Annotated in this window: 25 protein-coding genes and 1 pseudogene; 8 read left to right on the plus strand and 18 right to left on the minus strand. The window is 73.3% G+C overall.

Going from position 1 to position 26,396, the window contains the following annotated elements; genetic code table 11:
* Positions 1-297: 297 nt before the first annotated feature.
* The gene (locus ACGF15_RS09410; RefSeq protein ID WP_345616198.1) at positions 298-657 is read left to right on the plus strand and encodes a hypothetical protein; all 360 of its coding nucleotides are present in this window, start codon (positions 298-300) and stop codon (positions 655-657) included.
* A gap of 2 nt (positions 658-659) precedes the next feature.
* Complete coding sequence (locus tag ACGF15_RS09415; protein WP_345616199.1) at positions 660-1,115, plus strand: hypothetical protein; 456 nt, start codon at positions 660-662, stop codon at positions 1,113-1,115.
* A gap of 83 nt (positions 1,116-1,198) precedes the next feature.
* Here ACGF15_RS09415 and ACGF15_RS09420 read toward each other — a convergent pair whose 3' ends face one another.
* The 4 genes from ACGF15_RS09420 to ACGF15_RS09435 form a co-directional block, all read right to left on the minus strand.
* The gene (locus ACGF15_RS09420; RefSeq protein WP_392797499.1) at positions 1,199-1,702 is read right to left on the minus strand and encodes a GNAT family N-acetyltransferase; all 504 of its coding nucleotides are present in this window, start codon (positions 1,700-1,702) and stop codon (positions 1,199-1,201) included.
* Between the two features lie 37 nt (positions 1,703-1,739).
* A complete protein-coding gene (locus ACGF15_RS09425; protein ID WP_392797501.1) occupies positions 1,740-2,306 on the minus strand; it encodes an RNA polymerase sigma factor in 567 nt (188 codons plus the stop codon).
* 218 nt (positions 2,307-2,524) lie between these two features.
* A complete protein-coding gene (locus ACGF15_RS09430) occupies positions 2,525-3,244 on the minus strand; it encodes a hypothetical protein (protein ID WP_392797503.1) in 720 nt (239 codons plus the stop codon).
* A 201-nt stretch (positions 3,245-3,445) separates the two neighbouring features.
* Positions 3,446-4,600: a glycerophosphodiester phosphodiesterase gene (locus ACGF15_RS09435; protein ID WP_392797505.1), complete on the minus strand. Its 1,155-nt coding sequence runs from the start codon at positions 4,598-4,600 to the stop codon at positions 3,446-3,448.
* A 284-nt stretch (positions 4,601-4,884) separates the two neighbouring features.
* Here ACGF15_RS09435 and ACGF15_RS09440 point away from each other — a divergent pair, with 284 nt between their 5' ends.
* A complete protein-coding gene (locus ACGF15_RS09440; RefSeq protein WP_256524504.1) occupies positions 4,885-5,556 on the plus strand; it encodes a 1-acyl-sn-glycerol-3-phosphate acyltransferase in 672 nt (223 codons plus the stop codon).
* A gap of 122 nt (positions 5,557-5,678) precedes the next feature.
* Here the strand turns inward: ACGF15_RS09440 and ACGF15_RS09445 are convergent, their stop codons facing one another.
* From ACGF15_RS09445 to ACGF15_RS09460, 4 genes are all read right to left on the minus strand, one after another.
* Positions 5,679-7,223: an MFS transporter gene (locus ACGF15_RS09445; RefSeq protein WP_392797507.1), complete on the minus strand. Its 1,545-nt coding sequence runs from the start codon at positions 7,221-7,223 to the stop codon at positions 5,679-5,681.
* Positions 7,220-7,771: a TetR/AcrR family transcriptional regulator gene (locus tag ACGF15_RS09450; RefSeq protein WP_256524502.1), complete on the minus strand. Its 552-nt coding sequence runs from the start codon at positions 7,769-7,771 to the stop codon at positions 7,220-7,222. Before ACGF15_RS09450 ends, ACGF15_RS09445 begins: the two co-directional genes overlap by 4 nt.
* A gap of 172 nt (positions 7,772-7,943) precedes the next feature.
* The gene (argH, locus tag ACGF15_RS09455; RefSeq protein WP_345616206.1) at positions 7,944-9,371 is read right to left on the minus strand and encodes an argininosuccinate lyase; all 1,428 of its coding nucleotides are present in this window, start codon (positions 9,369-9,371) and stop codon (positions 7,944-7,946) included.
* A 104-nt stretch (positions 9,372-9,475) separates the two neighbouring features.
* Positions 9,476-10,669 (minus strand): argininosuccinate synthase, encoded by a 1,194-nt coding sequence (locus tag ACGF15_RS09460; protein WP_256524500.1) that lies wholly within the window; start codon positions 10,667-10,669, stop codon positions 9,476-9,478.
* 208 nt (positions 10,670-10,877) lie between these two features.
* On the opposite strand from ACGF15_RS09460, the gene ACGF15_RS09465 reads away from it, so the two are divergent.
* Positions 10,878-11,492 carry a pyridoxamine 5'-phosphate oxidase family protein gene (locus tag ACGF15_RS09465; RefSeq protein WP_362614741.1) on the plus strand — a complete coding sequence of 205 codons (615 nt, stop codon included), beginning with the start codon at positions 10,878-10,880 and terminating at the stop codon, positions 11,490-11,492.
* A gap of 86 nt (positions 11,493-11,578) precedes the next feature.
* On the opposite strand, the gene ACGF15_RS09470 is transcribed toward ACGF15_RS09465, so the two are convergent.
* From ACGF15_RS09470 to argC, 5 genes are read right to left on the minus strand one after another with little or no spacing between them, the layout of a single operon-like run.
* Positions 11,579-12,115 carry an arginine repressor gene (locus tag ACGF15_RS09470; RefSeq protein WP_256524498.1) on the minus strand — a complete coding sequence of 179 codons (537 nt, stop codon included), beginning with the start codon at positions 12,113-12,115 and terminating at the stop codon, positions 11,579-11,581.
* A gap of 7 nt (positions 12,116-12,122) precedes the next feature.
* Positions 12,123-13,331 carry an acetylornithine transaminase gene (locus ACGF15_RS09475; protein WP_362614736.1) on the minus strand — a complete coding sequence of 403 codons (1,209 nt, stop codon included), beginning with the start codon at positions 13,329-13,331 and terminating at the stop codon, positions 12,123-12,125.
* Positions 13,328-14,233: an acetylglutamate kinase gene (gene argB, locus ACGF15_RS09480; protein ID WP_345616209.1), complete on the minus strand. Its 906-nt coding sequence runs from the start codon at positions 14,231-14,233 to the stop codon at positions 13,328-13,330. The genes ACGF15_RS09475 and argB overlap by 4 nt, the downstream gene beginning before the upstream one ends.
* A complete protein-coding gene (gene argJ / locus ACGF15_RS09485; protein ID WP_345616210.1) occupies positions 14,230-15,381 on the minus strand; it encodes a bifunctional glutamate N-acetyltransferase/amino-acid acetyltransferase ArgJ in 1,152 nt (383 codons plus the stop codon). The genes argB and argJ overlap by 4 nt, the downstream gene beginning before the upstream one ends.
* Positions 15,378-16,406 carry an N-acetyl-gamma-glutamyl-phosphate reductase gene (argC, locus tag ACGF15_RS09490; RefSeq protein ID WP_345616211.1) on the minus strand — a complete coding sequence of 343 codons (1,029 nt, stop codon included), beginning with the start codon at positions 16,404-16,406 and terminating at the stop codon, positions 15,378-15,380. Before argC ends, argJ begins: the two co-directional genes overlap by 4 nt.
* A gap of 210 nt (positions 16,407-16,616) precedes the next feature.
* Here argC and ACGF15_RS09495 point away from each other — a divergent pair.
* Positions 16,617-16,892 (plus strand): annotated as a pseudogene (locus ACGF15_RS09495) (IS5/IS1182 family transposase); the annotation flags it as partial.
* A gap of 251 nt (positions 16,893-17,143) precedes the next feature.
* Here the strand turns inward: ACGF15_RS09495 and ACGF15_RS09500 are convergent.
* Positions 17,144-17,536: a hypothetical protein gene (locus ACGF15_RS09500; protein ID WP_392797512.1), complete on the minus strand. Its 393-nt coding sequence runs from the start codon at positions 17,534-17,536 to the stop codon at positions 17,144-17,146.
* A 345-nt stretch (positions 17,537-17,881) separates the two neighbouring features.
* Positions 17,882-18,976 (minus strand): barstar family protein, encoded by a 1,095-nt coding sequence (locus tag ACGF15_RS09505; protein ID WP_392797514.1) that lies wholly within the window; start codon positions 18,974-18,976, stop codon positions 17,882-17,884.
* A 230-nt stretch (positions 18,977-19,206) separates the two neighbouring features.
* On the opposite strand from ACGF15_RS09505, the gene ACGF15_RS09510 reads away from it, so the two are divergent.
* Both ACGF15_RS09510 and ACGF15_RS09515 read left to right on the plus strand, forming a co-directional pair.
* Positions 19,207-20,178 (plus strand): MerR family transcriptional regulator, encoded by a 972-nt coding sequence (locus tag ACGF15_RS09510; RefSeq protein WP_392797516.1) that lies wholly within the window; start codon positions 19,207-19,209, stop codon positions 20,176-20,178.
* Between the two features lie 281 nt (positions 20,179-20,459).
* A complete protein-coding gene (locus ACGF15_RS09515; RefSeq protein ID WP_392797518.1) occupies positions 20,460-22,079 on the plus strand; it encodes an alpha/beta hydrolase in 1,620 nt (539 codons plus the stop codon).
* A 133-nt stretch (positions 22,080-22,212) separates the two neighbouring features.
* Here the strand turns inward: ACGF15_RS09515 and ACGF15_RS09520 are convergent, their stop codons facing one another.
* The 3 genes from ACGF15_RS09520 to ACGF15_RS09530 form a co-directional block, all read right to left on the minus strand.
* Positions 22,213-24,603, minus strand: a complete 2,391-nt coding sequence (locus ACGF15_RS09520) for an excinuclease ABC subunit UvrA (protein ID WP_345616423.1) — start codon at positions 24,601-24,603, stop codon at positions 22,213-22,215.
* Between the two features lie 169 nt (positions 24,604-24,772).
* Positions 24,773-25,189 (minus strand): VOC family protein, encoded by a 417-nt coding sequence (locus ACGF15_RS09525; RefSeq protein ID WP_345616422.1) that lies wholly within the window; start codon positions 25,187-25,189, stop codon positions 24,773-24,775.
* A 79-nt stretch (positions 25,190-25,268) separates the two neighbouring features.
* Complete coding sequence (locus tag ACGF15_RS09530) at positions 25,269-25,682, minus strand: helix-turn-helix transcriptional regulator (RefSeq protein WP_345616421.1); 414 nt, start codon at positions 25,680-25,682, stop codon at positions 25,269-25,271.
* A gap of 295 nt (positions 25,683-25,977) precedes the next feature.
* On the opposite strand from ACGF15_RS09530, the gene ACGF15_RS09535 reads away from it, so the two are divergent.
* A complete protein-coding gene (locus tag ACGF15_RS09535) occupies positions 25,978-26,355 on the plus strand; it encodes a VOC family protein (RefSeq protein ID WP_345616420.1) in 378 nt (125 codons plus the stop codon).
* Positions 26,356-26,396 lie beyond the last annotated feature (41 nt).

The following is a 26,396-nucleotide window of genomic DNA, read 5'->3' on the forward strand; positions in this document are numbered from 1 at the left end:
CGGCTGCTCGTCGTGGTCATGGCTGCAAGTAAAGCAGAGGGTGGTGCCGCCCCCGGGCGCTTGTCCGTTATTCGGACAAGCGCGTTGCGGTATGTGGACATGCCCGAGTCGGCCGCCTCCCCGGTCGAACCACCTCCCACCTGCACCGATGCACCGTCCGGCGGCTCGGCACCCCGGGGCCCGGAAGCACACCGGCACCTCGGCGCTGTGGCCAGGACCACGGAAGGCGGGCGCCGCCGGCACCGGTGGCCCGGCCCGGCGGCCGGCGGACCCGGCGGCCGTAATACGCTCGGCCCCATGCTCGACGCCCTGACGATCGCGGTGGCCGCCAGCGCGCTCGCGCTCGCCGCCTGGTGCGGCCTCGCCGCCTACCGCGACCTGCCCACCAAGGACAAGCACTTCATCGGCATGGCCGTGGTCTCCGCCCTCGCCCTCGTCCAGCTGGTGGTGGGCGTCGTCCAGTTGGCCCGCGGCGAGCGGCCCGGCGAGGGGGTGGCGATCTTCCTGGCGTACCTCGTGGGCTCCGCACTGGCGGTGCCCGCCGCGGGCTTCCTCTCCCTCGCGGAGCGCACCCGCTGGGGTTCGGCGACGGTCGCGGCGGGGGCCGTGGTGCTGGCGGTGCTCGAGGTCCGGCTCCACGACGTCTGGGGAGGCTGACGATGGCAGGGACCGGGCAGGCCCGGGAGGGCGCGGAGTCCACCGCCACCGCGGGGGCCGGGCGCACCCGGCTGGTGGCGGGCCCCGGGCTGCTGCTGGTGTGGCTGTACGGCGTGATGTCCGTCGGCGCGGTCTCCCGCTCCGTCTACCAGATCCTCACCGACTTCGGCAGCGCCCCGCTGGCCCACACCCTCTCCGCGGTCGCGGCCGTGGTGTACGCCTTCATCACCTACACCCTGGTACGGGGCGGGGAGGCGGCCCGCCGGGCGGCGCTCGTGTGCTGCGGCGCCGAACTCGCGGGCGTGCTGGTGGTGGGGACGTGGACCCTCGCCGACCCGTCCGCCTTCCCGGACTCCACCGTGTGGTCGGCCTACGGGATGGGGTACCTGTTCATCCCGGTGCTGCTGCCGGTGACCGGCATGGTCTGGCTGCGGCGCTCGCGCTCCGCCGGGGCCTGAGGGCCGCGCCGGACCCGGCGAAGCCTCCGGAGCGACGGCCCGCCCCGGGCACGGGAGGGCGTCCCGTGCCCGGTGGGCCCGGGTCAGGCGCTGGCGGCGTAGTCGCCGGGGGCGCACTCCTTCTCCAGGGTGACCACGGTCAGCCGGGGGCCGACCTGCTCGGTGCCGACGGGGGCGTAACCGCGGCTGCGGTACAGGCGGAGGTTGCTCTCGCTGCGGTGGCCGGTGAAGAGGCGGAAGCGCTTGGCGCCGCCCTCGGCGGCGCAGCGCAGTTCGATGGCGTCGAGCAGGCGGCCGCCGAGCCCGTGGTGCTGCATCCGGGGGTGCACGATGAGCTTGGCGATCCGGGCGGTGCCGTCCTGTTCGACCGTGCCGCGCACGGAGGCGACCACCTCGCCGCCGAGACGGGCCACCAGGGCGTGCCCCCGGGCGAGTTCGGCGCGCAGGTCGGCGAGGCTCTGGGTGAGGGGCTCGATGCCGTAGTCGCCGTAGAGCTCCGCCTCGGCCTGGTAGCACAGATACTGGAGCTTGAGGATGTGCTCGGCGTCCTGCTCCGTCGCCGCTGAGATGGTCACGCTCATGCCCATGTGCGCATGCCTCCCGCTCACCTGATACACCGGTTGTCTACCGCTCCCTTCCCCGAAGGCCGGGAGCTGCAACCTCTGCCGCGAGCATTCTGCGCAGACATCCCAGGCAACGGGAACGCATCGGCCCCAGACTGCCCTGTGAGATACCCAACGCCCCTGCGATTTCCCGGTAGGTGAGGTCTTCCGGTGCCAACATCGCAGACAGCAGCCGGGGGCAGCGCCCCGGAGTCCTGGCCACGGCCCGGCGCAGTGCGCGGCACCGTTCGGCGTGCAGCGCCGCCCGCTCCGGCCCGGCGGACGAGACGGCCTCGGCGAAGGGGGCGGCCGGGGGGTCGCCGCGGAGGGGCCGCTCCCGCTCGGCGGTCCGGCGGGCGCGGCGCGCCTCGGCGCGCACGGCCGCGCGGACCCAGCGGGCGGCGTCCGGCGGGGGGACGCCGTCCCCGTCGAGCCGCTCCAGCAGCCGGAGCCAGACGGCCTGTTCGAGGTCGCCCGCCTCGGCGGCGGCGCCGGGCGCCTCGGCGGTCGCCTCGGCCGCGACGAGGGCGCTCAGCGCGCCCACCACCGCGGCGGGCGGGGCGGGGGTGTCTTCCTCGGGGACGGTCACGGTGCACGGGACGCCCGCCCTGCGCACACCGGTTTCCCCGGCGCGGCGGGTCCACCCGTACGGGGGAACGGCCCCGGGGGTGCGGCGTCCCGGGGGAGGCGGCGGCCTCCCCCGGGCCGGTCGGGCGGGAGCGCCGCGCCCCGGCCGCCGCGGGAGCGGTCCCGGGCCCGCGCGTCCGGCCCCTGTCCGCGAAGCGCCCGCGGCGGCCCCGCGGGGCGTTACGGGTGGTACGGCGTGTCGCTGCGGTGCAGCTCGACCATGAGGGGGCCGGCGACCCGGTAGACCGCCGTCCGCCGGATCGTCACCACGGCCGCCGGGTCCGCCTCGCCGCGGGTGAGGTGGACGGCGGTGGCCCGCGCGGGGGGTGCCGTGGAGACGGCCACGGACTGCACGGGCGTCCGGTCCCCCAGGGACACCGCGGCGGCGGGGACCGGGGTCCCGCCGTCGTTGCGCCAGGTGACCAGGGCGTAGAACCGGCCGGTTCCGCCCGTCGTCACCTTGACCGCGGCCACCGCGTCGTGCGCCGGGTCGCCGGTCATCTGGCCCACGGCGCACTGCGGCTGGAGCTCGACCACGACCCCGCCGCCCTCCCAGCGGCCGTCGGTGAACGCGATGGCCCCCGCCGGGGCGTCCGGGATCCGGAAGGCGGAGGTCTGCAGGTCCGCGTCGCGGAGCTGCTCACAGGTCAGCGCATCGGACGCCGCGCTCCCACCGGGGTCGTCCGGGGAGCCCGGCGCGGGCGCGGCGGACTCCTTCCCGCCCTCCTCACCGGGGCCCTCCCCACCGGGGGCGCCGCCGGACGGTCCCGAGGAGACCTCCGCCCCGGGGGGAGCCGCTCCCGGGACGTCACCGCCCTTGCAGCCCACCGCCATCGAGGCCAGGGCGAGCGGGGCGATCAGCCACGCCCCCCGTCTTGCCCAACCGGCCGATCCGCCCATGGCACGACCCCCGTTACGTCCGTGTCACCGGCTCGCGGGCGCGGCCGGCACAGCCGAGGACGCGGTGCCGCGGCCCTGCGGTTGCGGCCGCGGCGTCCTCGCCGGCGCCGCTGCCGGCGGGGGCCGGTGGCGGACGCCGCGGAGGGCGGCGGCCCCCGGGAGCAGAGGGGCCCTCCCGCCCGCCCCCGGGCTGCCGGACCGTCAGACCTCCTCCGCGGCGAGCAGCCCGGTGTCCGGCATGTCGGTGAAGATGCCGTCGATCCCCGTGGCGAAGTAGGCGCGGTAGGCGCCGAAGGCGTCCCCGTAGGCGGTCGGGTCGGTGCCCCGCCGGAAGTCGGCCGGCAGGAAGGCGTTCTCGTTGCGCAGGGTGTAGGGGTGGAGCAGCAGTCCCCGCGCGTGGGCGTCGCGGACCAGGGTGGTGGGCTCGGTCAGCCGCCCGGCGGCGTCCTTCGGGACGACCAGGTCGAGGGTGGGGCCGATGCCCTGGGCGAAGGAGGCGATCCAGTCCAGCCCGGCCGGCTTCACCAGGTCCGCCACGGTCCGCGGGTCGCCCGCCTCCACGAAGTCCCAGGGGCGGGAGGCGGGCCCGGACAGCAGCACCACCCGGGGCGTGGCCACGAGCCGGGCCATGCGCTGCATGCTGCTGGGCTCGAAGGACTGGAGGAAGACCGGGGAGTTCGCGCGGTGGCGGCCGTAGCGCCGCAGCAGCCTCGCCAGGCGCTCCTCCAGCCCGAGGCCGAGACCCCGGAAGTAGCTGGGGTGCTTGGTCTCGGCATGGAGCCACACCGGGTGCCCGCGGCGGCGGCCCTCCCTCTCCGCCCAGCGCAGCACCTCCTCGAAGGTGGGGACCGTCCAGCGGCCGTCGTAGAGGGTGTTCTCCTGGCGGATGGCCGGGATGCGCTCCTCGGCCCGCAGCGTCTTCAGCTCGGCCAGGGTGAAGTCCTCGGTGAACCAGCCGGTCAGGGAGGTGCCGTCGACGGACTTGGTGGTCCGCCGGGAGGCGAACTCGGGGCGGTCCGCCACGTCGGTGGTCCCGCTGATGTCGTTCTCGTGGCGGCACACCAGATGGCCGTCCCGGGTGGGGACGAGGTCCTGCTCGATGACGTGGGCGCCCATGTCGAGGGCGAGCCGGTACGAGCCCAGGGTGTGCTCGGGCCGGTAGCCGCTCGCCCCGCGGTGTGCGATCACGGTGGGGACCGGCAGGCCCCGGTACCCCGGCCCGCCGCCGCGTCCCTGCGTCCTTGCGGCCGCCCGGGCGGCCCCCGCCCCCGCGCCGGTCCCCAGCGCCGCACCGGCGGCCACGGCCGCCCCGATCACCGCACGGCGTGCCGGACCGCTGCTCGCACCCTGTGTCATGAAACGTTCCTCCATGTGATCTTCCGCACTGTTCCGAACGTCGCCCGATGGTAGGCACGCACGCCCTCTCCAGGGCAGACCGCGTCCGAACAGCGCGGGAACGCGCGTCAACAGTGCGTATCGGATGCATGAACCCGACGTGCGCGGGGGCACGGGGCGCGAGTATGGTCCTCACCTGCACGGACCCCAGCTCCCGAACCCGCCTGCAGACCCCACCGGCCGAGACCGCACCGGCGCCCGTCGACGTCGCACCCCACGGCACGTCCCACGACTCGGAGGACCCGTTGTCCCGCTTGACCCTCATCAAGGCCGTGCTCGGGCCGTTCCTGCGCCTGATGTTCCGTCCCCGCGTGGAGGGGGCGGAGAACATCCCCGGGAGCGGACCGGTGATCCTGGCCGGGAACCACCTGACCTTCATCGACTCGATGGTGCTGCCGCTGGTGACCGACCGGCCGGTGTTCTTCATCGGCAAGGACGAGTACGTCACCGGCAAGGGCCTCAAGGGCCGGGCCATGGCGTGGTTCTTCACCGGTGTCGGCATGATCCCGGTCGACCGCGACGGCGCGAACGGGGGCGTGGCGGCGCTGATGACGGGCCGCCGGATCCTGGAGGAGGGCAGGGTGTTCGGCATCTACCCCGAGGGCACCCGCTCCCCCGACGGGCGGCTGTACCGGGGCCGTACCGGCATCGCGCGCCTGACGCTGATGACGGGCGCGCCGGTGGTCCCCTTCGCGATGATCGGCACGGACAAGCTCCAGCCGGGGGGCGCGGGCCTGCCGCGGCCCGGCCGGGTGACCGTGCGCTTCGGCGAGCCGATGGAGTTCTCCCGCTACGAGGGCATGGACCGCGACCGGTATGTGCTGCGGGCCGTCACCGACTCGGTGATGACCGAGGTGATGCGGCTGTCCGGCCAGGAGTACGTCGACATGTACGCCACCAAGGCGAAGGCGGCCTGAGGCGGCCCGTCCGGCGGATCCACGGACGAACCGCGGACGAACCGCGGACGACGGCGCCCGGCCGGGGCGGATCCGCCCCGGCCGGGCGCCGTCGTGCACCGCCCCGGGCACGGGGCTGCGGCTCAGTGCCCGACGCGCTCCTCCAGCCGCTGGCCGCGCAGCAGGAACCAGGCGGCGACCGCGGTGGCCAGGAGCACGGCGGCCCCCACCCCGGCGGCGAGGCGCAGTCCCTCGGTGAAGGAGTCCTGCGCCGCGGCCACCAGGGCGCCCGCCTGGTCCCCGGGCAGGCTCCCGGCCACCTCCACGGCGCCGCCGAGCGATTCGTGGGCGGCCCTGGCCGCCTGGCCGGGGACGCCCTCGGGTATCGGGAAGCCGCGGTAGACGCCGGTGACCACCGAGCCCAGCAGCGCGATGCCGAGCGCCGCGCCCAGCTCGTAGGCCGTCTCGGAGACCGCGGAGGCGGAACCGGCCTGCTCCTTGGGGACGCTGGAGAGGATCACGTCGGCGGTGACGGTGAACGAGAACCCCGCGCCGGCGCCGACGACCAGCAGCGCCGCGCCGAGCAGCGGGTAGCCCGTCGACCGGTCGACGACGGTCAGCACGGCCAGCGCGAGACCGACCGCGGCCAGGCCGCCCGCGACGACGGAGCGCACCGAGAACCTGCGGGCCACGGCCCCCGCCATCAGGCCGGTGACCACGGCGCCGAGCGCCGCGGGCAGTTCGGCCAGCCCGGCCTCCAACGGGCGCCGCTCCTGGACGAGCTGGAGGAACTGGGAGAGGAAGAAGACCAGCCCGGACAGGCCGAGGATGGTCAGCAGGTCGGCGAGGACCGCGCCCGAGAAGCCGCGGTGGCGGAACAGCCTCATGTCCAGCAGCGGCGAGGGGAGCGTCAGCTGCCGCCTCACGAAGCCGTACAGGGCCAGCCCACCGACCACGGCGGCGGCACCGGCCACCGCGCCGGGGCCGTGGCTGGCCGCTTCCTTGATCGCGTACACCACGGCGACCATGCCGACCAGGGAGAGGCCGACGCTCGGCAGGTCCCAGGGGCCGGGGGCGGGGTTCTTCGACTCGGGCAGCAGCTTCGCGCCGACGACCACGAGCACCGCCATCACGGGCAGGTTGATCAGGAACACCGATCCCCACCAGAAGTGCTCCAGCAGGAAGCCGCCGACGACGGGGCCGACCGCGGCGCCCGCCGAGGCCATGGCGCCCCAGATGCCGATGGCGATGCTGCGCTCGCGCGGGTCGTGGAAGATGTTCCGGATCAGGGCGAGCGTGGAGGGCATCAGGGTGGCACCGGCGACCCCGAGCAGCGCCCGGGCCACGATCATCGTCTCGGGTGTGCTCGCGTAGGCGTTCAGCACGGACACCGCGCCGAAGGCCACGGCGCCGGTGAGCAGCAGCTTCTTCCGGCCGATGCGGTCGCCGAGGCTGCCCATGGACACCAGCAGCCCGGCGATCACGAAGGAGTACACGTCGCCGATCCACAGCAGCTGGTTGCCGGTCGGCTCCAGGTCCTCGCTGAGGAACGGCGTGGCGAGGCCGAGGACGGTGGCGTCGACCGCCACCAGCAGGACGGCCAGGACGAGGACCGAGAGCGCCAGCCAGCGGCCGGGCCGGTACAGGGTCTCGTCCGCCCCGGTCGCGGGCCGGATGGTGCTGCTCATGTCTCCACACTCCGTCGGACGCCGCCGAGGATCAGCTCGGCGGTCATGAGGGAAAAGTCGTTCTTGGCCACCCGGCCGTCCATGACGGCCCAGGCACACGCCCCGATGAGCGCGTAGAGGGCTTCGGTGAGCCATGCGGGGCTGAGGTCGATGCGGAACTCGCCGCGCTCCTGCCCCTGCCGGAAGAAGGCCGAGATGCGGGCGTCGAGCCGCGCCCAGCCCGCGTTGACCTGGTCCCCCTCGAAGAGCTGGTTCTCCGTGTAGAGGAACGCCAGCAGGTCGGCGGAGGGCTGGGCCTCGGCGACGAGCCGGCGCAGCGCGTCGGCGCCGCCGCCCTCGTCGAGGCGGGCGCGGGCGAGCGCGGCCTCCAGCTCCTGGATGCCCAGCTCCTCCAGGGCCCGCACCAGCGCGTCCCGGCCGGCGAAGTGGCGGTGGAGGGTGGCCCGGCCGACACCCGCCGCCCGGGCGACCTCGTCCATCGTGGCGGTCGACTTCCGGGACAGCAGGGCGGCGGCATCGCGCAGCACCTGTTCTCGATCCATGGCCATGAAACAAGAGTACCCCACATGAGACACTGATGTCTCATTCAATACAGGAGAATCCCTTACGCCGTCCCGGCCGGGCCGCCCCGGCGGGGACGGCGCACCCGGCGCGCGACGCACCGCGGGCACACGGGAACCGCCCCCGCCGTCAGGGCGGGGGCGGTCGGGGTGCGGCGGATCACTGCTTGGCCGAGGCCCAGGCGTGCTGTATCACCAGATCGGCCTTGAGTTCGTTCAGCTGCACGGCCACGGCCGAGGGGGCCGTACCGCCGCGGCCGCTGCGCGAGGCCAGCGCCCCGGGCACGTCGAGCACGCCCCGCACCTCGGGCGTCAGGTGCTCGGAGATCTTCGCGAACTGCTCGTCGGTCAGCTGGTCCAGCTCGACGCCCCGCTGCTCGCACTCCTTGACGCACTCCCCCGCGACCTCGTGCGCCACGCGGAACGGGACACCCTGCTTGACCAGCCACTCGGCCACGTCGGTGGCGAGCGAGAAGCCCGCGGGCGCCAGCTCCTCCATCCGCTCGCGGTGGACGGTGAGCGTGGCCATCATCCCGGTGAACGCGGGAAGCAGGACCTCCAGCTGGTCGCAGGAGTCGAAGACCGGCTCCTTGTCCTCCTGGAGGTCGCGGTTGTAGGCCAGCGGCAGGGCCTTGAGGGTGGCCAGCAGGCCGGTGAGGTTGCCGATGAGGCGGCCGGACTTGCCCCGGGCCAGCTCGGCGATGTCGGGGTTCTTCTTCTGCGGCATGATCGACGACCCGGTGGAGAAGGCGTCGTGCAGGGTGACGAAGGAGAACTCCTTGGTGTTCCAGAGGATGACCTCCTCCGCGATCCGGGAGAGGTTCACGCCGATCATCGCGGTGATGAAGGCGAACTCGGCGACGAAGTCCCGGGAGGCGGTGCCGTCGATGGAGTTGCCCGCGGAGCCGCGCTCGAAGCCCAGGTCCCGGGCCACCGCCTCCGGGTCGAGCCCGAGCGAGGAGCCCGCCAGGGCGCCCGAGCCGTACGGCGAGACCGCGGTGCGGGTGTCCCACTGGCGCAGCCGCTCGGCGTCCCGGGAGAGCGACTGGACGTGCGCGAGGACGTGGTGGGCGAAGAGCACCGGCTGCGCGTGCTGGAGGTGGGTGCGGCCGGGCATGGCCACGTCCGGGTGGGCCTCGGCGAGCGAGACCAGGGCGTCCTGGAGGTCGGCGAGCAGGCCCCCGATGATGCGGGCGTGGTCGCGCAGGTACATCCGGAACAGGGTGGCGACCTGGTCGTTGCGGGAGCGCCCGGCGCGGAGCTTGCCGCCGAGGTCGGGGCCGAGCCGCTCCAGCAGGCCGCGCTCCAGCGCGGTGTGGACGTCCTCGTCGGCGACGGTGCCGGTGAACGAGCCGTCGGCCACGTCGGCCTCCAGGCGGTCGAGCCCTTCCAGCATGCCGGTCAGCTCGTCGTCGGTGAGCAGGCCCGCCGTGTTCAGGACGCGGGCGTGGGCGCGGGAGCCGGCGATGTCGTAGGGCGCCAGGCGCCAGTCGAAGTGCACGGACGCGGACAGCTTCGCCAGCGCCTCGGCGGGGCCGTCGGCGAAGCGGCCGCCCCAGAGCCGGACGTCACCGTTGTTGCTGCTCACAGCTGCTGCTCCTTGAAGGGTTCGGAAGGTGCGGCCGCCTCCCGCCGCCACGGCGCCGCGGCGGTGGGAGGCGGCCTGTACAACGCACGGGCGCCGGGGTGGGGTTACGCGAGGTCCCGCTTGGCGGCGATCTTCTGCGAGAGGCCGAAGATCTCGATGAAGCCCTGGGCCTTCGACTGGTCGAAGGTGTCACCGGTGTCGTAGGTGGCGAGGTTGAAGTCGTAGAGCGACTGCTCGGACCTGCGGCCGGTGACCACGGCACGGCCGCCGTGCAGCGTCATCCGGACGTCGCCGGTGACGTGCTCGCTGGCCTCGTCGATGAAGCCGTCCAGCGCGCGCTTGAGGGGGGAGAACCACAGGCCGTCGTAGACCAGCTCGCCCCAGCGCTGCTCGACCTGCCGCTTGTACCGGGCGAGCTCGCGCTCGACGGTGACGTTCTCCAGCTCCTGGTGGGCGGTGATGAGCGCGATGGCGCCGGGGGCCTCGTAGACCTCGCGGGACTTGATGCCGACGAGCCGGTCCTCGACCATGTCGATCCGCCCGACGCCCTGGGCGCCGGCCCGCTCGTTGAGCTGCTGGATGGCCTGGAGGACGGTGACGGGCTTGCCGTCGACGGCGACGGGGACGCCGGCCTTGAAGGAGATGACGACCTCGTCGGCCTCCCGCGGGGCGGCCGGGTTGGAGGTGTACTCGTAGATGTCCTCGATCGGCGCGTTCCAGATGTCCTCCAGGAACCCGGTCTCGACGGCGCGTCCGAAGACGTTCTGGTCGATCGAGTAGGGGGACTTCTTGGAGGTCGCGATGGGCAGTTCCTTCGCCTCGCAGAAGGCGATGGCCTTGTCCCGGGTCATCGCGTAGTCCCGGACGGGGGCGATGCACTTCAGGTCCGGGGCGAGGGCGACGATGCCGGCCTCGAAGCGCACCTGGTCGTTGCCCTTGCCGGTGCAGCCGTGGGCCACGGTGTCGGCACCGTGCTTCTTGGCCGCCGCGACGAGGTGCTTGACGATGGTCGGCCGGGAGAGCGCCGAGACCAGCGGGTAGCGGTCCATGTAGAGGGCGTTGGCCTTGATCGCGGGGAGGCAGTACTCCTCGGCGAACTCGTCCTTGGCATCCGCGACCTCGGCCTCGACCGCACCGCAGGCGAGCGCGCGCTTGCGGATGACGTCCAGGTCCTCGCCGCCCTGGCCGACGTCCACGGCGACGGCGATGACCTCGGCGCCCGTCTCCTCGGCGATCCAGCCGATGGCGACGGAGGTGTCCAGGCCGCCCGAATAGGCGAGTACGACGCGCTCGGTCACGGGTTTCTCCTTAGGATGCATTCACTGATGGGTATAACTATGCAGTGCACCGTATGTTTTGTCAATCGGCGGTGAATGTGCAGGTCAGCGGGCATGCGCGGCACGAGCACCCCCATGCCTCCCGGGCCCACCGGGGAACGCGGCACCCCCTCGGCCGCACCCGGGGGCGGCCCGCCGGGCGCGCAGGGGCATGGCGGACAATCGCCGCATGGGGAAGACGTACGAACGCATCGAGGGCCGGATCCGTGCATTCATCGAGGAGCAGCCGGTGTTCTTCACCGCGACCGCACCGCTGACGGGGGACGGCCATGTCAACGTCTCGCCGAAGGGGAGGGCGGGGTCGCTGGTCGTGGTGGACGCCACGACGCTCGCCTACCTCGACTTCGGCGGCAGCAGCGCGGAGACGGTCGCCCATGTCCGGGAGCCCGGCAACGGGCGGATCACCCTGATGTGGTGCGCGTTCTCCGGGCCGCCGAAGGTGCTGCGGGTGCACGGCCGGGGCGAGGTGGTGCTCCGGGACGACCCGCGGTGGGGCGAGTGGATCGGCCGCTTCGCGCATGCCGACGGGCCCGGCGCCCGGGCGGTGGTCGTGGTGCGCGCGGTGCGGGTCTCCGACGCCTGCGGCTTCGCCGTCCCGTTCATGGAGTACACCGGGGAGCGCACCCAGCACGCCGAGCACTTCGGGCGGAAGTCCGAGGAGGAGTTCGCGGCCTACTGCGAGAAGAAGGAGCACGTCGGGGTGAGCCTGGACGGCCTCCCCGCACTGCCCCTGCCGCTGCCGCCGCGCACGGACACGGGCGGCGGTGGCAGCGGGGGGAGCTGACGGGACGCGGCTCCCGCCGGGCCGCGGAGGCCGGCGCCCTCGGGCGGGGCGGGGCCGCCGTGGCCCCCGGCCCGCCCGGGCCCGCCTCAGCGGTCGTTCTGCGCCAGCCGCAGCAGGTGGTCGGCCAGCGCCTGGCCGCCGACCGGGTCCCTGCTGATCAGCATCAGGGTGTCGTCCCCGGCGATCGTGCCGAGGACGTCGTGGAGTTCCGCCTGGTCGATGGCCGAGGCCAGGAACTGCGCCGCACCCGGCGGCGTCCGCAGCACCACCAGGTTCGCCGACGCCTCCGCGGAGATGAGGAGTTCGCCGGAGAGGCGCCGCATGCGCTCCTCCTTGGCGGACTCCCCCAGCGGGGCCTGCGGGGTGCGGAAGCCGCCCTCGCTGGGGACCGCGTAGATCAGCTCGCCGCCGGTGTTGCGGATCTTCACCGCGCCCAGCTCGTCGAGGTCCCGGGAGAGCGTCGCCTGGGTGACGCTCAGCCCGTTGTCCGCGAGCAGCCTGGCCAACTGGCTCTGGGAGCGCACCGGTTGCCGGTTGAGGATGTCCACGATCCGGCGGTGGCGGGCGGTGCGGGTCTGCGGTACGGCCGGGCCGCCGTGCTCGGTCTCCTGGCCCTCGGTCATCGTCGTCTCACTCTTCGGCTCGTCCTTCACCCTTGCTCGCGTCGAGGATGGCCGGAAGGGCCCCGAGGAACGCGTCTGCCTCGGCGTCACCGATGACCAGTGGCGGCATCAGCCGGACGACATCGGGGGCGGGGGCGTTCACCAGGAAACCGGCACCCTGGGCCGCCTGCTGCACCCGGGGTGCGTACGGCCCGGTGAGCACGATACCCAGCAGCAGGCCGCTGCCGCGGACATGGGAGACCAGCGGGTGCCCCAGGGTCTCGATTCCGTCGCGCAGCTTCTCGCCCAGGCGCTTCACCTCGTCGAGGACGCCTCCCTCGGCGAGGGTGTCGATCACGGCGATCCCGGCGGCGCAGGCGATGGGGTTGCCGCCGAACGTCGAACCGTGGTGGCCGGGGCGCAGCAGGTCCGCGGCGGGGCCGAAGGCGACGGTGGCGCCGATCGGCAGCCCCCCGCCCAGCCCCTTCGCCAGCGTCACGATGTCCGGCTCGACTCCCTGGTGGGCCTGGAAGCGGAACCACTGGCCGGTGCGCCCGATGCCGGTCTGCACCTCGTCCAGGACCAGGAGGGTGCCGGTGGCCCGGGTGATCTCCCGCGCCGCCTCCAGATAGCCGGGCGGGGGGACGACGACGCCGTTCTCCCCCTGGATCGGCTCCAGGACCACGAGCGCGGTCTCCTCGGTGACCACCGCGCGCAGGGCGTCGGCGTCCCCGTAGGGCACATGGGTGACCTCGCCGGGCAGCGGCAGGAAGGGGTCCCGCTTGCCGGGCTGGCCGGTGAGGGCGAGGGCGCCCGTCGTCCGGCCGTGGAAGCCGCCCTCGGTGGCCACCATGTGGCGCCGCCCGGTCAGCCGGCCGATCTTGAACGCCGCCTCGTTGGCCTCGGCGCCGGAGTTGGAGAAGTAGACCCTGCCGGGACGGCCCAGCAGCCGCACCAGCCGCTCGGCGAGGGCCACCGGCGGCTCGGCCGCGTAGAGGTTGGAGACATGGCCGAGGGTGGCGGCCTGGCGGGAGACGGCCTCCACCACCGCGGGGTGGGCGTGGCCGAGGGCGTTGACGGCGATGCCTCCGACGAAGTCGGTGTAGCGGTTGCCGTCCTCGTCCCAGAGCGAGGCGCCCTCGCCGCGCACGAGCGCGAGCCCCGGGGTGCCGTAGGTGTCGGCCATCACCTTCCCCCACCGTGCGCCGACGGCGGTGTCCTGCTGCTCGGCGGTCACTGCTCCCCCTGTCCGTCCGGCACCACCATGGTGCCGATTCCCTCGTCGGTGAAGATCTCCAGCAGGATCGAGTGCTGCACCCGCCCGTCGATGACGCGGGCGGTGGTGACGCCGTTGCGGACGGCGTGGAGGCAGCCCTCCATCTTGGGTGCCATGCCGCTGGAGAGCTCCGGGAGGAGCTTCTCCAGCTCGGTGGCGGTGAGGCGGCTGATCACCTCGTCGCTGTCCGGCCAGTCCTCGTAGAGGCCCTCCACGTCCGTGAGCACCATCAGCGTCTCGGCGCCCAGCGCCGCGGCCAGTGCCGCGGCGGCCGTGTCGGCGTTGACGTTGTAGACGTGCCCGTCGTCCTCGGAGCGGGCGATGGACGAGACGACCGGGATACGGCCGTCGGCGAGCAGCGCCTGGATCGCGCCGGTGTCGATGGCGGTGATCTCCCCGACGCGCCCGATGTCGACGAGCTCTCCGTCGATGCGGGGCCGGTGCTTGGTGGCGGTGATGGTGCAGGCGTCCTCGCCGGTGAGTCCGACGGCGAGCGGCCCGTGCTCGTTGAGCAGGCCGACCAGCTCGCGCTGCACCTGGCCGGCCAGCACCATCCGGACCACGTCCATGGCCTCGGGGGTGGTGACGCGCAGCCCGGCCTTGAACTCGCTCACCAGCCCGTGCCGGTCGAGGGCGGCGGAGATCTGCGGGCCGCCGCCGTGCACGACGACGGGCCGGAGCCCGGCGTGGCGCAGGAAGACGACGTCCTGGGCGAAGGCCGCCTTGAGCTCCTCGTCGACCATGGCGTTGCCGCCGAACTTGATGACGACGGTCCTGCCGTGGTGGCGGGTCAGCCAGGGCAGGGCCTCGATGAGGATCTGCGCCTTCGGGAGCGCGGTGTGCTTCCGCGTGGCACTGCTCATGAGCTGTACGCGCTGTTCTCGTGGACGTAGTCCGCGGTGAGGTCGTTGGCCCAGATCACGGCGGACTCCGAGCCCGCGGACAGGTCCGCGGTGATCGTGACCTCGCGGTAGCGCATGTCGACCAGGTCGCGGTCCTCCCCCACCGATCCTCCCCGGCACACCCACACGCCGTTGATGGCCACGTTGAGCCGGTCCGGCTCGAAGGCGGCCCGGGTGGTGCCGATGGCGGAGAGCACCCGGCCCCAGTTCGGGTCCTCCCCGTGGACGGCGCACTTGAGCAGGTTGTTGCGGGCGATGGAGCGGCCGACCTCGACGGCGTCGTCCTCGGTGGCGGCGTTCACCACCTCGATGCGGATGTCCTTGCTGGCGCCCTCCGCGTCGCCGATCAGCTGACGCGCGAGGTCGTCGCAGACGGTGCGGACGGCTTCGGCGAACTCGGCGTACTCCGGGGCGGTGCCGCTGGCCCCGGAGGCCAGCAGCAGGACCGTGTCGTTGGTGGACATGCAGCCGTCGGAGTCCACCCGGTCGAAGGTCAGCCGGGTGGCCTCGCGCAGGGCCTTGTCGAGCGAGGGGGCGTCGAGGTCGGCGTCGGTGGTGAGGACGACCAGCATGGTGGCCAGGCCCGGGGCGAGCATGCCCGCGCCCTTGGCCATGCCGCCGACGGTCCAGCCCTGCCCGCGTGCCACCGCGGTCTTGTGGACGGTGTCCGTGGTCTTGATCGCGATGGCGGCCTTCTCGCCGCCGTGCTCGGAGAGCTGGGCGGCCGCCTGCTCCACGCCGGGCAGGAGCCTGTCCATCGGCAGCAGGACGCCGATCAGGCCCGTGGAGGCCACCGCGACCTCGCCCGCGCCGACGCCGAGCACCTCGGCCGCCTTCTCGGCCGTGGCGTGGGTGTCCTGGAAGCCCTGGGGGCCGGTGCAGGCGTTGGCCCCGCCGGAGTTGAGGACGACGGCGGCCACCTCGCCGGACGTGAGCACCTGCTCCGACCACAGGACCGGCGCGGCCTTGACGCGGTTGGACGTGAAGACGCCCGCGGCGGCGCGGCGGGGGCCGGTGTTGACCACCAGGGCCAGGTCCGGATTGCCGTTCTCCTTGATTCCGGCCGCGATGCCCGCCGCCGTGAACCCCTGTGCCGCTGTCACGCTCACGGCGCAACTCCCATCGTGGAAAGTCCGGTGTCCTCGGGCAGCCCGAGGGCGATGTTCATGCTCTGCACCGCGCCGCCCGCGGTGCCCTTGGTGAGGTTGTCGATGGCGCTGATCGCGATGATCCGCCCGGCGGCCTCGTCGAGGGCGACCTGCACCTGCGCGCTGTTCGACCCGTACACGGAGGCGGTGGCGGGCCACTGCCCCTCGGGGAGCAGCTGGACGAAGGCCTCGTCGGCGCAGGCCTTCTCGTAGGCGGCCCTCAGTTCCCCGGCGGTGGTGCCGGGCCGCGCCCTGGCGGAGCAGGTGGCGAGGATGCCCCGCGGCATCGGGGCGAGGGTCGGGGTGAAGGAGACCGTGACCGGCTCCCCGGCGGCCGCGCTGAGGTTCTGGACCATCTCCGGTGTGTGGCGGTGGACGCCGCCGACGCCGTAGGGGCTCATGGAACCCATGACCTCGGAGCCGAGGAGGTGTGCCCTGGGCGCCTTTCCGGCGCCGGAGGTGCCGGACGCGGCGGTGATCACGGCCTCGGGCTCGGCGAGCCCGGCGCCGTAGGCGGGGGCGAGGGCGAGGGTCACGGCGGTGGGGTAGCAGCCGGGCACCGCGACGCGCTTGGACCCCTCCAGCGCGGCGCGGGCGCCCGGCAGCTCGGGGAGGCCGTACGGCCAGGTGCCGGCGTGCGGCGAGCCGTAGAACCGCTCCCAGTCGGCGGCGCTGCGGAGCCGGAAGTCGGCCCCCATGTCGATGACGAGGACCTCGTCGCCGAGCTGCTCGGCGACCGCCGCGGACTGGCCGTGCGGGAGGGCCAGGAAGACCACGTCGTGACCGCGCAGCACCTCGGCGCCGGTCTCCGCCAGCACCCGGTCGGCCAGCGGCGGCAGATGCGGCTGGAGCGCACCGAGCCGCTGACCGGCGTTGCTGTTGCCGGTCAGGGCGCCGATCTCCACCCCGGGGTGGGCGAGGAGCAGGCGGAGCACCTCACCACCCGCGTATCCGCTCGCCCCTGCGACTGCTGCGCGTACTGCCATCGGACCCTCCTCGGTGATGGCATGACTATACGCAGCTATGCACGTTTATGCAATGCGCTGCGGCGCTCGCACTCGGAGACGGTGGGACCGTGCAGCCGATCTGGCGGCTGGGCATCCGACCCGGCGGGTCCGATGAACTCAGCTGGCGGGCAGGGCGTCGGCCCATCTCTCTACCGTGCGGTCTTCGCGTGAAGCCACGCCACTCGCTGAATCATCCGAATCCGCGAGCAACAGGGCGTTCCGGTCGCGGCCGATCTCGCCTACCAGGGCGCCGGTCCGTGGCCGGCCACGGGCATCAACCTCAGGCCCCTCCAGGAACTCGCTCCCACCGACAGGACCCGCAAACCGCGCCCTGGCCGCGGCACACGCACCCGTCGAACGTGGCGGTGCCCGCCTGACCCCCGGCGGATCTTCCGCAGGTCCCAATGCGGCCCCAACCACATGACGTCGAACGCCAAGGCCGTCCTCACACAGGAACTGCAACGCCGAAAAGGATCACTGACCACTCCTGCTCGATTCGAAGAGCCGAGACAGCAGGGTGGGGCGGAATCGTGACGGCATGGAGGTACGCGTTCAACCGGCCGGGGGCGAAGCACGGGTCCAGCGGACAGGGTGACCGTCGGGGCCGTCAGTGAGCCTTCTCCAACCTCAGGACGAGGTGTGGTGAAGGACGGGCGCGGTCTTCACGAGGCTGTTCCCGGTGGTCCGCACCAGAGATGACCCCTTCGTCCGTTCGTTCAGGAAGCACGGATCGCCCGATCGATCTCCGCGCCGGTGCGGGCCACGATGACGGTCCACTCGTCCCTGAGAGCGGCAGGCAAAAAATCGCGGTCCTCGTCCCGCTGAATCATGGTTGGTCCGCCCGGGACGACGAGCACGGCGTCCAGCCGGCGCAGCAGGACGGCCAGGAGGTCCATGATTCCGCCGCCTCCGAAGCGGTTGAAGGTGATGCTGTCCGGGCTGGAGAAGAACACATCCGCCTCCTCCATCTCCGCCGTACGCACATGCAGGAGGTTCGTCCGGGGGTCCCGTGCCACCACATAAGGGGCGAGGACCTCGTGCGCAGCACTCATGTCCAACGGCGCCGGCTCACCGTTCTCGAACCGGCACACGAAGATGTCGAAACTCACGGAGTCTCTTCTACCCTCAGGTCCAGGCGTGGTGAAGGACGACGGCCTACCTCAGTTCGTGCAGTTCAGTTGCGCGGTGAGGATCGCCTGGACGAGCCTGGTGATGCGATGAGTGCTGCAGACCCACCATGGATGGTCATCAGAGCGCTTCCAGCCACACCCAGACCCCTGGGTCTCCCGATCATACGAAGGACCAGAATCAACCCGCCAACACGGTAAGGAGCGCTTCACCTGGCGGCTGAGGCGCTGACTTGACGGGGCTGTGCCCTCGAGTCGAGCGGGCCGGGCGGCGGGCTGGCTTCTCACCTGCGGAGTTGAGTCACCACCGCGGCAACTCGGCCGTTCTCACGTGAAGGTCACATGCATCCCGCCCTCGGTCAGGACTTCGATCACCAGGGCGACCAGGTCATACTCCTCGCCCTCCGGCGCCAGGACGCAGGACAGGTACTCGCGCGCGGTCGCAGCGTCCCGCCAGACCAAGGTTGCGGGGGCGGAGTAGCCGAAGCCGCCGCGCAGACAGTCCACGAGGGCGTCCGGGCAGCCGCCGAAGTAGCCGCCCGGCCCGTTGACGGCCTCGCCGAGTGCCAGGTAGAGGCCCGGTTCATCGGTGATGTGCCGGCCGTCCAGCTCGTACGCCTGCCCAGCCTGCCGGTCCTGGTGTTCGAGCCGACAGCCCCGCTCCCGGACGAGATCGAGCCAGGCCCCGCGCTGACGGGTGTCGAGCGCAGCCCAGGCGCCAGGGGCCTCCGGCGGGCCGGCAAGCCAACGCTCCCAGATGGGCCGGGCGTATCCCGGTACGGGTGCGAGGTATCCGTCGAGTTCCAGATCAATCAGGTCCGCCCCGCGGGAGGACGGCTGCCAGGTACGGACTTCGGGACGCAGCAGCCGGTCGGTGAGCGGTTCGCCCCGGTCGTCCCGTATCTCCAGCCAGACCTCCTCCAGGTCCAGCGTGCGCCGGGTGCCCGTAGCCAGGGCCTGCCGTAGCCGATCACTCGGGGCGAGTCCCCGCAGGACGAGCGGAGGCTCTGCTTGCCCGGGCGGCAGGACGCGGGCGAACTCCCGGCAGGAGCCCAGCCACCGGTACCCGTCGTGCAGTCGGACAGGAGCCCGGTGTCCCTCGGGCGGGCCCTCGTAGTCGTTCAGACCGGTGAGCACGAGATTGTCCGTTCCCGGGTGCTGTCCGAGGCTCTCCGCGTCCTCCAGCAGCCAGGCAGCGAGCGGCCGGTCCTCCGGCACCAGCCACACCCGGCTGCCGACCCGGCCGTGCACATCGGCTCCGTCCGGAACCCAATCGAACAGTTCGTACGTGTCACGCCGGGGTTCCCTGAACAATCCCTCCGCCTCGGCGCAGACGCCCCAGACGTGGCCGCTTCCTGCGTCCGTCAGCGTGTACCTTCTCCGCCCGCGATGGTCCCTGTCCACATGCACGGTGGGAATCATGCCCAATGCGGGTGGAGTCCGCGAAGCTCCTTTCGTGGTCGAAGCCGAGGCCGGTCGGATTTCCTCGGCATGAGGCATCGATCGGCATGAGTCATCGATGCGTGGGATCGGGCGTCCGTCCGAGCTGTTCGAGGTCGCGCCCGGCAGCCGCGGCCCGAGGGGGCCGGCGGTCCGCCCTTGACCCGGACCCCGGGGTCCGGGTCTAACGTCTGGGGGACGAGGAGGTGCCCATGCGTGCAGGTGAGGCGGCGGCCGCCGCCGGAGTGACGATCAAGGCGCTGCGGTACTACGAGGACTGCGGACTGCTCAGTCCCGGCCGCTCGGCCAACGGCTACCGCGACTACACCGCGGAGGACGTCCGGCTGGCGGAGGAGATCCGCAGCCTCGGGGCGCTCGGGCTCGCCCCCGGGGAGACCCGGCCGTTTCTCTCCTGCCTGCGCGCGGGACACGACGAGGGCGACCACTGCGCCGAGTCGCTGGCCGCCTACCAGCGGAAGATCGACGCGCTCGACCTGCTCGTCACCCGGTTGACAAGCAGCCGGGACCGGCTGATCCGCCGCAGGGACGCGGCGGCCCGGCGAGGCTTCCCCGCCACCCCTGCCACCGAACCGCCCGAGGAGCTTGACGCGATGCTGCCCCAGGCCGACCCCCTGCCCGCCGACCTGCCCGCCCCGGTGGACGACGGCGCCGCCGCCCATCTGCCCGGCCGTGCGCTTCCCGCCCTGTCCTTCACCGCCACCGACGGCAGCGACATCCGCCTCGACGCGGTCTGCGAAGGGCGCTGGGTGCTCTTCCTGTACCCGCTCACCGGAGACCCGGCCGCCGACATCCCCGAGGGCTGGAACGACATCCCCGGCGCCCGGGGCTGCAGCCAGGAGGCCTGCAGCTTCCGCGACAACCTCGACGCCCTCAGGGCCTCGGGCGTCGACCGGGTGCTGGCCCTGTCCTCGGACCGGGCCGACTACCAGCGGGCGCTCGTGGACCGGCTGCACCTGCCCTACCCGATGGTCTCCGACCCCCGGCTCACGCTCGCCGACGCACTGGGTCTCCCGACGTTCGAGGCCGACGGCCAGACGCTCTACCGGCGCCTCACCCTCGTCCTGCGCGGCGCCACGATCGAGCATGTCTTCTACCCGGTCTTCCCTCCGGACACCCACGCCGACGAGGTGGCGCAGTGGTTCCGCGGCCGTCGCGACGCGTGACCGGCGCCCAGCGGGGCGCCGGCACCGGTCGGGTGACGGTGCTTCAGGCCGCCGTCACGCACGCCGCGCCCGCGGCGGGCGGGCCTCCGGGGCGGGGCGTCCCGCTGCGTGAAGCACCCCCGGAGGGTTCCGCGGCGGCATCGGTTGTCATTCCCCGGGCCGAGAAGCGGAGGATCGTCCTCTACCTCAGGACGATGCCCGGGCCGGATCCCGCTCCGTAACCTGGCATGGCCGCCGACGTGCCGCGGCGCCACCCACCACGGACTCCGGATCGGTCACACGTGCTCACTCATCCCAGGCGCCGCCGCGCCGTCCTTCTGGCCGCGGCGGCGGCCCTCGCCGCGGGTTCGCTGAGCGGCTGCACTCGCGACGCCTCCGAGGCGCGTGCCGCCGACGACCCCGCCGCCCGCGCCGACCTGCGCGCCTTCTACGGCCAGAAGCTGACCTGGGAACCCTGCGGGGAGGAGGAGTGCGCCACGCTCAGGGTCCCCATGGACTACTCGGCGCCCGGGGACGGCAGGACCTTCACGCTCCCCCTCATCCGGGTCACCGCGACCGACGAGGACCGCCGCATCGGGTCGCTGGTCTTCAACCCCGGCGGGCCGGGGGAATCCGGGGTCGCCCTGCTCCAGGGCGGCGGGGCGGCCTCGTTCACCGAGCGGATACGGGCCCGCTTCGACATCGTCGGATTCGACCCGCGCGGTGTGGCGGGCAGCGAGCCCGCCGTGGACTGCGGCCCCGAGGACGAGGCCTACGCGGAGGAGGCCGACACCGGACCCCAGCCGCTCCACCCCGCGACCGAGGAGCAGCGCCGCACCGCGCTGGACACCGCCGGGAGCACGGTCGCCGCCTGCAAGAAGCACAGCGGCTCGATCCTGCCGCACGTCGGCACCGCCGACGCCGCCCGCGACATGGACGTGCTGCGCGCCGCGCTCGGCGACGACAGGCTGAGCTATCTCGGATGGTCCTACGGGACGTCGCTGGGCACCAGCTACGGCGAGCTGTTCCCGCGGCGGGTGCGCGCGATGGTGCTGGACGGGGCCGTCGACCCCTCGCTGGACTGGTCCGAGCGGGCCGGCAGCCAGGCCGCCGGTTTCCGCAGCGCGGTCGACGACTACGCCGAGTACTGCGCCGAGGTGGTGGGGGACGCCTGCCCCGCGGACACCCCCGAGGGCATCCGCGCGTTGGTCCAGGAGCTCTACGCACGGACCGCGGCGGAGCCCCTTCCGGTCGAGGACAGCGAGTGGGGCCTGGACGCGCCGACCCTGCACAGCGCCCTCGTGACGTCGATGTACACCCCGGAGGACCAGTGGGAGGCCCTGTCCCGAGGTCTGGGCGACGCGGCCGAGGGTGACGGGACGCGGCTCGCGGGCATAGCCGCGGGCGAGGAGGAGGACGCGGGCGAGGAGCCCGCCGGGGAGGAAGGGAGCGCCGGGGAGGCGGACGCCGGTGGCGGGGAGGGGGAGCAGGCCGAGGAGGAGGGCCACCCCGACAACTCCGACGTGGCCATCGCCGCGGTCGACTGCCTCGACGTCCCGCACCCCGAGAACCCCCGGGAGTACTGGAAGGCACTCGACCGGGCGCACCTCGCCGAGGGCGACTTCGGATCCGAGAGCGTGATCGCCGCGCTCGGCTGCCGGGGCTGGCCGCACCGCGGGCCCGGCCCGCACCGGGTGGCCGCCGAAGGGCTCCCTCCGGTCCTCGTCGTGGGGACCACCGGCGACCCGTCCACGCCGTACCACGAGGCGCAGTCCCTGGCCCGCCAGCTGCCCGGGGGCATGCTGCTGACCTTCGAGGGACTCGGGCACACCGCCTACGGGCGCGGCAGCAGCTGTGTGGACGACGCCGTGGACGGCTACCTCCTCGACCTCGCACCGGTCGAGCCGGGAGCGACCTGCTGAGTCCGGGCACCGCCGCACACGGCACCCCCGCGGGCGTGCCAGGCCCCCGCGTTCCGGACGCCGTCCGGAACGCGGGGGCCTCCACCCGACCGTCAGGCCGGCGTGCCCGCCCACCCGCGGGGGCGCCCGCGGGTCAGGCGCCCACGTAGGCGGCCAGGTGCTCCCCGGTGACGGTGGAGCGGGCCGCGACCAGGTCGGCGGGGGTGCCCTCGAACACGATCCGGCCGCCGTCGTGGCCCGCGCCCGGCCCGAGGTCGATGATCCAGTCCGCGTGGGCCATCACGGCCTGGTGGTGCTCGACCACGATCACCGACTTGCCCGAGTCGACGAGCCGGTCCAGGAGGCCGAGCAGCTGCTCCACGTCGGCGAGGTGCAGGCCGGTGGTCGGCTCGTCGAGCAGGTAGACGCCCCCCTTGTCCGCCATGTGGGTGGCCAGCTTGAGCCGCTGGCGCTCGCCGCCCGACAGGGTGGTCAGCGGCTGGCCGAGGGTCAGGTAGCCGAGTCCCACGTCCGTGAGCCGTGCGAGGACCCGCTGCGCGGCGGGCGTGCGGGCCTCGCCGTCGGCGAAGAAGGCGGCCGCCTCGGACACGGGCATGGCCAGCACCTCGCTGATGTCGCGGCCGCCCAGCCGGTACTCCAGCACCGCCGCCTGGTAGCGCCTGCCCTCGCACTCCTCGCAGGTGCTCGCGACGCCCGCCATCATCGCCAGGTCGGTGTAGACGACTCCGGCGCCGTTGCAGCCGGGGCAGGCGCCTTCCGAGTTGGCACTGAACAGCGCCGGCTTGACGCCGTTGGCCTTGGCGAACGCCTTGCGGACCGGCTCCAGCAGGCCGGTGTACGTCGCCGGATTGCTGCGCCGCGAGCCGCGGATCGGGGACTGGTCGACGGAGACCACCCCCGCCTCGGCCGGGATCGACCCGTGGACCAGCGAGCTCTTCCCCGAGCCGGCCACGCCGGTGACGACGGCCAGCACCCCGAGCGGGACGTCGACGTCCACCCCGCGCAGGTTGTGGGTGGTGGCGCCGCGGATCTCCAGCGCCCCGGTCGGTGTGCGGACGTCCTTCCTGACCGCTGCCCGGTCGTCGAGGTGGCGGCCGGTCGGGGTGTCCGACGCGCGCAGCCCCTCCACCGTCCCCTCGAAGCAGACCGCGCCGCCGGCCGTCCCGGCACCGGGGCCGAGGTCGACCACGTGGTCGGCGATCGCGATGACCTCCGGCTTGTGCTCCACGACCAGGACCGTGTTGCCCTTGTCCCGCAGGCGCAGCAGCAGCGTGTTCATGCGCTGCACGTCGTGCGGGTGCAGGCCCGCCGTGGGCTCGTCGAAGACGTAGGTGACGTCGGTGAGCGAGGAGCCGAGGTGGCGGATCATCTTGACCCGCTGCGCCTCGCCGCCGGAGAGGGTGCCCGCCGGGCGGTCCAGCGACAGGTACCCGAGGCCGATCTCGCCGAAGGAGTCCAGGGTGCCCTGGAGGGCGGCGAGCAGCGGGGCCACGGAGGGCTCGTCGAGGCCGCGGACCCACTCCGCGAGGTCGCTGATCTGCATCGCGCAGGCCTCGGCGATGCTGACGTCCCCGATCTTCGACGAGCGGGCGCCCTCGCTCAGCCGCGTGCCCCCGCACTCGGGGCACGGGGTGAAGGTGACGGCGCGCTCCACGAAGGCCCGGACGTGCGGCTGCATCGCCTCCTTGTCCTTGGACAGGAAGGACTTGCGGATCTTGGGGATCAGTCCCTCGTAGGTGAGGTTGACCCCCTCGACCTTCACCTTGGTCGGTTCCCGGTGGAGGAAGTCGCGCAGCTCCTGCTCGGTGAAGTCGCGGATCGGCTTGTCCGGGTCGAGGAAGCCCGACTCGGCGTAGACCCGCACCGTCCAGAAGCTGTCCGACTTCCAGCCGGGGATGGTGAAGGCGCCCTCGGCGAGCGACTTGGAGTCGTCGTAGAGCTGGGTGAGGTCGATGTCGGAGACCGTCCCGCGGCCTTCGCAGCGCGGGCACATGCCGCCGGTCCGGTTGAACGTCGCCTTCACGGCCTTCTTGTCGCCCCGTTCGACGGTGATCGCCCCGCTGGCCCGGACGGAGGGGACGTTGAAGGCGTAGGCGGACGGCGGGCCGGCATGGGGCCGGCCGAGGCGGCTGAAGAGGATGCGCAGCATCGCGTTGGCGTCGGTCGCGGTGCCGACCGTGGAGCGGGGGTCGCCGCCCATCCGCGACTGGTCGACGGCGATCGCCGTGGTCAGCCCGTCGAGGACGTCTACCTCGGGCCTCGACAGGGTCGGCATGAAGCCCTGGACGAAGGCGCTGTAGGTCTCGTTGATGAGCCGCTGGGACTCGGCGGCGATGGTGTCGAAGACGAGCGAGCTCTTGCCCGATCCGGAGACCCCGGTGAACACCGTCAGACGGCGCTTGGGGATCTCGATGCTGACGTCCTTGAGGTTGTTCTCCCGCGCTCCGTGCACACGGATGTGCTCGTGGCTGTCGGCGAGGTGCGGCGCGGACGGCCGTCCGTCCGTGCTCGCGGCCTTGCTCATCTGGTCTCTCCATCCGTCGTGACATCGGGTGGCGGTCGCCGGGGCCCGGGGCGGCCTCCGCGCCGCGGCGGGAGGCCCTTCGGGGGCGGCCTGCCGCGGGGGGCGCCGGGGCCCGCGGCCCGGAAGGCTACCCGAGGGGGCGCCCGGCCCGCGGGGATTTCCCGGCGTCTCAGGCCCCGGCCCGCTGGGTGAAGCGCAGCATGTTGCCGGAGGGGTCGCGGAAGGCGCAGTCGCGGACCCCGTAGGGCTGGTCGATGGGCTCCTGGAGCACCTCGGCGCCGGAGGCCCTGATGCGCTCGAAGGTGGCGTCGCAGTCCTCGGTGGAGAAGATCACGGCGCGCAGCAGGCCCTTGGCCAGCAGTTCCGCCATCGCCCGCCGGTCCGCGGGCGAGGCGTTGGGGTCGGCGAGCGGCGGTTCGAGGACGACCTCGACGTCGGGCTGGGCGGGCGAGCCGACCGTCACCCACCGCATGCCCTCGAAGGAGACGTCGTTGCGGACCTCCAGTCCGAGGACGTCGCCGTAGAAGGCGAGGGCCTTGTCGTGGTCGTCGACGGCGATGAAGCACTGCGAGAGCTTGATGTCCATGCCTCCGACGGTACGAGGGCGGGCCGGTCTCGCGCTTCTCCGATCCTGACCGGTTGCCCGGTCCGGGTGGCGCGCCGGGCTACCCGGCCCCGGCAGCCGGCCTGGTGCGCACCGGACGGGTGTGGATCTTGGCGATGCAGGCGGGGATCGGGGCACCCGCCTCGTGGCGGCGGGCCCGGTAGGCGCTGGGGGTCTCGCCGACGAGTTCGGTGAAGCGGGAGCTGAAGGAGCCCAGCGAGGTGCACCCGACGGCGAAGCAGGCCTCGGTCACGCTGGTGTCGCCGCGGCGCAGCAGGGCCTTGGCGCGCTCGACGCGGCGGGTCATCAGGTGGTTGTAGGGCGTCTCGCCGAAGGCGGCCCGGAAGCTGCGGGAGAAGTGCCCGGGCGACATCAGGGCGACGCGGGCGAGGGCGGGGACGTCCAGTGGCCGGGCGTAGTCGCGGTCGATGGTGTCGCGGGCGCGGCGCAGCCGGGCGAGGTCCTCCAGATCCATGCCCCCAGGGTCCCACGGCCCCGGCCGCTGCCGGGGCCCGGTGCGCCGGGCCGCTGTGGCCGGATTCCGACGCGGGGCGGGGGGCGGCGTTGCCGCACCGGCCGGACCGGGGTAGCGTCCCCTCCCATGATCACCGGAACGGCTTCGCGCCACGCACGGACAGGCGATCCGGTGGAGCGCTGAGCCCGCCGCGGGGGCGCATACGGCCCCCGGCAGCCGCCCCGCGCGGACCTCCCCGTCCTCCTGCACCCGACGCCCTGCAGGAACCGCACGACGACAGCGAGGTCAGCGCTCCATGACAGCCACGTTCAACCACACCATCATCGCCGCCCGGGACCGCCACGAGTCCGCCCGCTTCCTGAAGGAGCTGCTGGAGCTCGCGGAGGCGCCCTCCTGGGGGCCGTTCGCCAATCTCCTGCTCTCCGGGGGCGTGCTGCTGCAGTTCGCCGAGCCGCCGGTGGAGGAGATCCAGATGCAGCACTACGCCTTCCTGGTCGACGACGAGCTGTTCGACCGCGCCTACGCCCGGCTCTGCGAGCAGGGGGTGGAGCACTGGGCCGACCCGCAGATGCGGCGCCCCGGGGAGACCAACGAGGGGCACGGCGGCCGGGGCGTGTACTTCAAGGACCCGGCCGGGCACGCGATGGAGCTGATCACCCGCCCCTACCTGTAGCGGGACGGCCCCCGTCGCCGCGGCGCCGCGTGCGGGTGCCC

The organism is Streptomyces sp. NPDC048001 (genome assembly GCF_043203115.1).
Classification (GTDB): Bacteria; Actinomycetota; Actinomycetes; order Streptomycetales; family Streptomycetaceae; genus Streptomyces; species Streptomyces sanyensis.

What these genes read in the sequence shown, in the direction of transcription:
- ACGF15_RS09530 (WP_345616421.1), bottom strand. Translation starts at nt 25,682, where the DNA reads ATGGATCTGGAGGACCTCGCCCGGCTGCGCCGCGCCCGCGACACCATC.
- ACGF15_RS09430 (WP_392797503.1), bottom strand. Translation starts at nt 3,244, where the DNA reads ATGGGCGGATCGGCCGGTTGGGCAAGACGGGGGGCGTGGCTGATCGCC.
- ACGF15_RS09465 (WP_362614741.1), top strand. Translation starts at nt 10,878, where the DNA reads ATGGGGAAGACGTACGAACGCATCGAGGGCCGGATCCGTGCATTCATC.
- ACGF15_RS09525 (WP_345616422.1), bottom strand. Translation starts at nt 25,189, where the DNA reads ATGGACATCAAGCTCTCGCAGTGCTTCATCGCCGTCGACGACCACGAC.
- argC (WP_345616211.1), bottom strand. Translation starts at nt 16,406, where the DNA reads ATGGCAGTACGCGCAGCAGTCGCAGGGGCGAGCGGATACGCGGGTGGT.
- ACGF15_RS09445 (WP_392797507.1), bottom strand. Translation starts at nt 7,223, where the DNA reads ATGAGCAGCACCATCCGGCCCGCGACCGGGGCGGACGAGACCCTGTAC.
- ACGF15_RS09505 (WP_392797514.1), bottom strand. Translation starts at nt 18,976, where the DNA reads ATGATTCCCACCGTGCATGTGGACAGGGACCATCGCGGGCGGAGAAGG.
- ACGF15_RS09415 (WP_345616199.1), top strand. Translation starts at nt 660, where the DNA reads ATGGCAGGGACCGGGCAGGCCCGGGAGGGCGCGGAGTCCACCGCCACC.
- ACGF15_RS09435 (WP_392797505.1), bottom strand. Translation starts at nt 4,600, where the DNA reads ATGACACAGGGTGCGAGCAGCGGTCCGGCACGCCGTGCGGTGATCGGG.
- ACGF15_RS09450 (WP_256524502.1), bottom strand. Translation starts at nt 7,771, where the DNA reads ATGGCCATGGATCGAGAACAGGTGCTGCGCGATGCCGCCGCCCTGCTG.
- ACGF15_RS09420 (WP_392797499.1), bottom strand. Translation starts at nt 1,702, where the DNA reads ATGGGCATGAGCGTGACCATCTCAGCGGCGACGGAGCAGGACGCCGAG.
- ACGF15_RS09470 (WP_256524498.1), bottom strand. Translation starts at nt 12,115, where the DNA reads ATGACCGAGGGCCAGGAGACCGAGCACGGCGGCCCGGCCGTACCGCAG.
- ACGF15_RS09510 (WP_392797516.1), top strand. Translation starts at nt 19,207, where the DNA reads ATGCGTGCAGGTGAGGCGGCGGCCGCCGCCGGAGTGACGATCAAGGCG.
- ACGF15_RS09535 (WP_345616420.1), top strand. Translation starts at nt 25,978, where the DNA reads ATGACAGCCACGTTCAACCACACCATCATCGCCGCCCGGGACCGCCAC.
- ACGF15_RS09520 (WP_345616423.1), bottom strand. Translation starts at nt 24,603, where the DNA reads ATGAGCAAGGCCGCGAGCACGGACGGACGGCCGTCCGCGCCGCACCTC.
- argB (WP_345616209.1), bottom strand. Translation starts at nt 14,233, where the DNA reads ATGAGCAGTGCCACGCGGAAGCACACCGCGCTCCCGAAGGCGCAGATC.
- ACGF15_RS09410 (WP_345616198.1), top strand. Translation starts at nt 298, where the DNA reads ATGCTCGACGCCCTGACGATCGCGGTGGCCGCCAGCGCGCTCGCGCTC.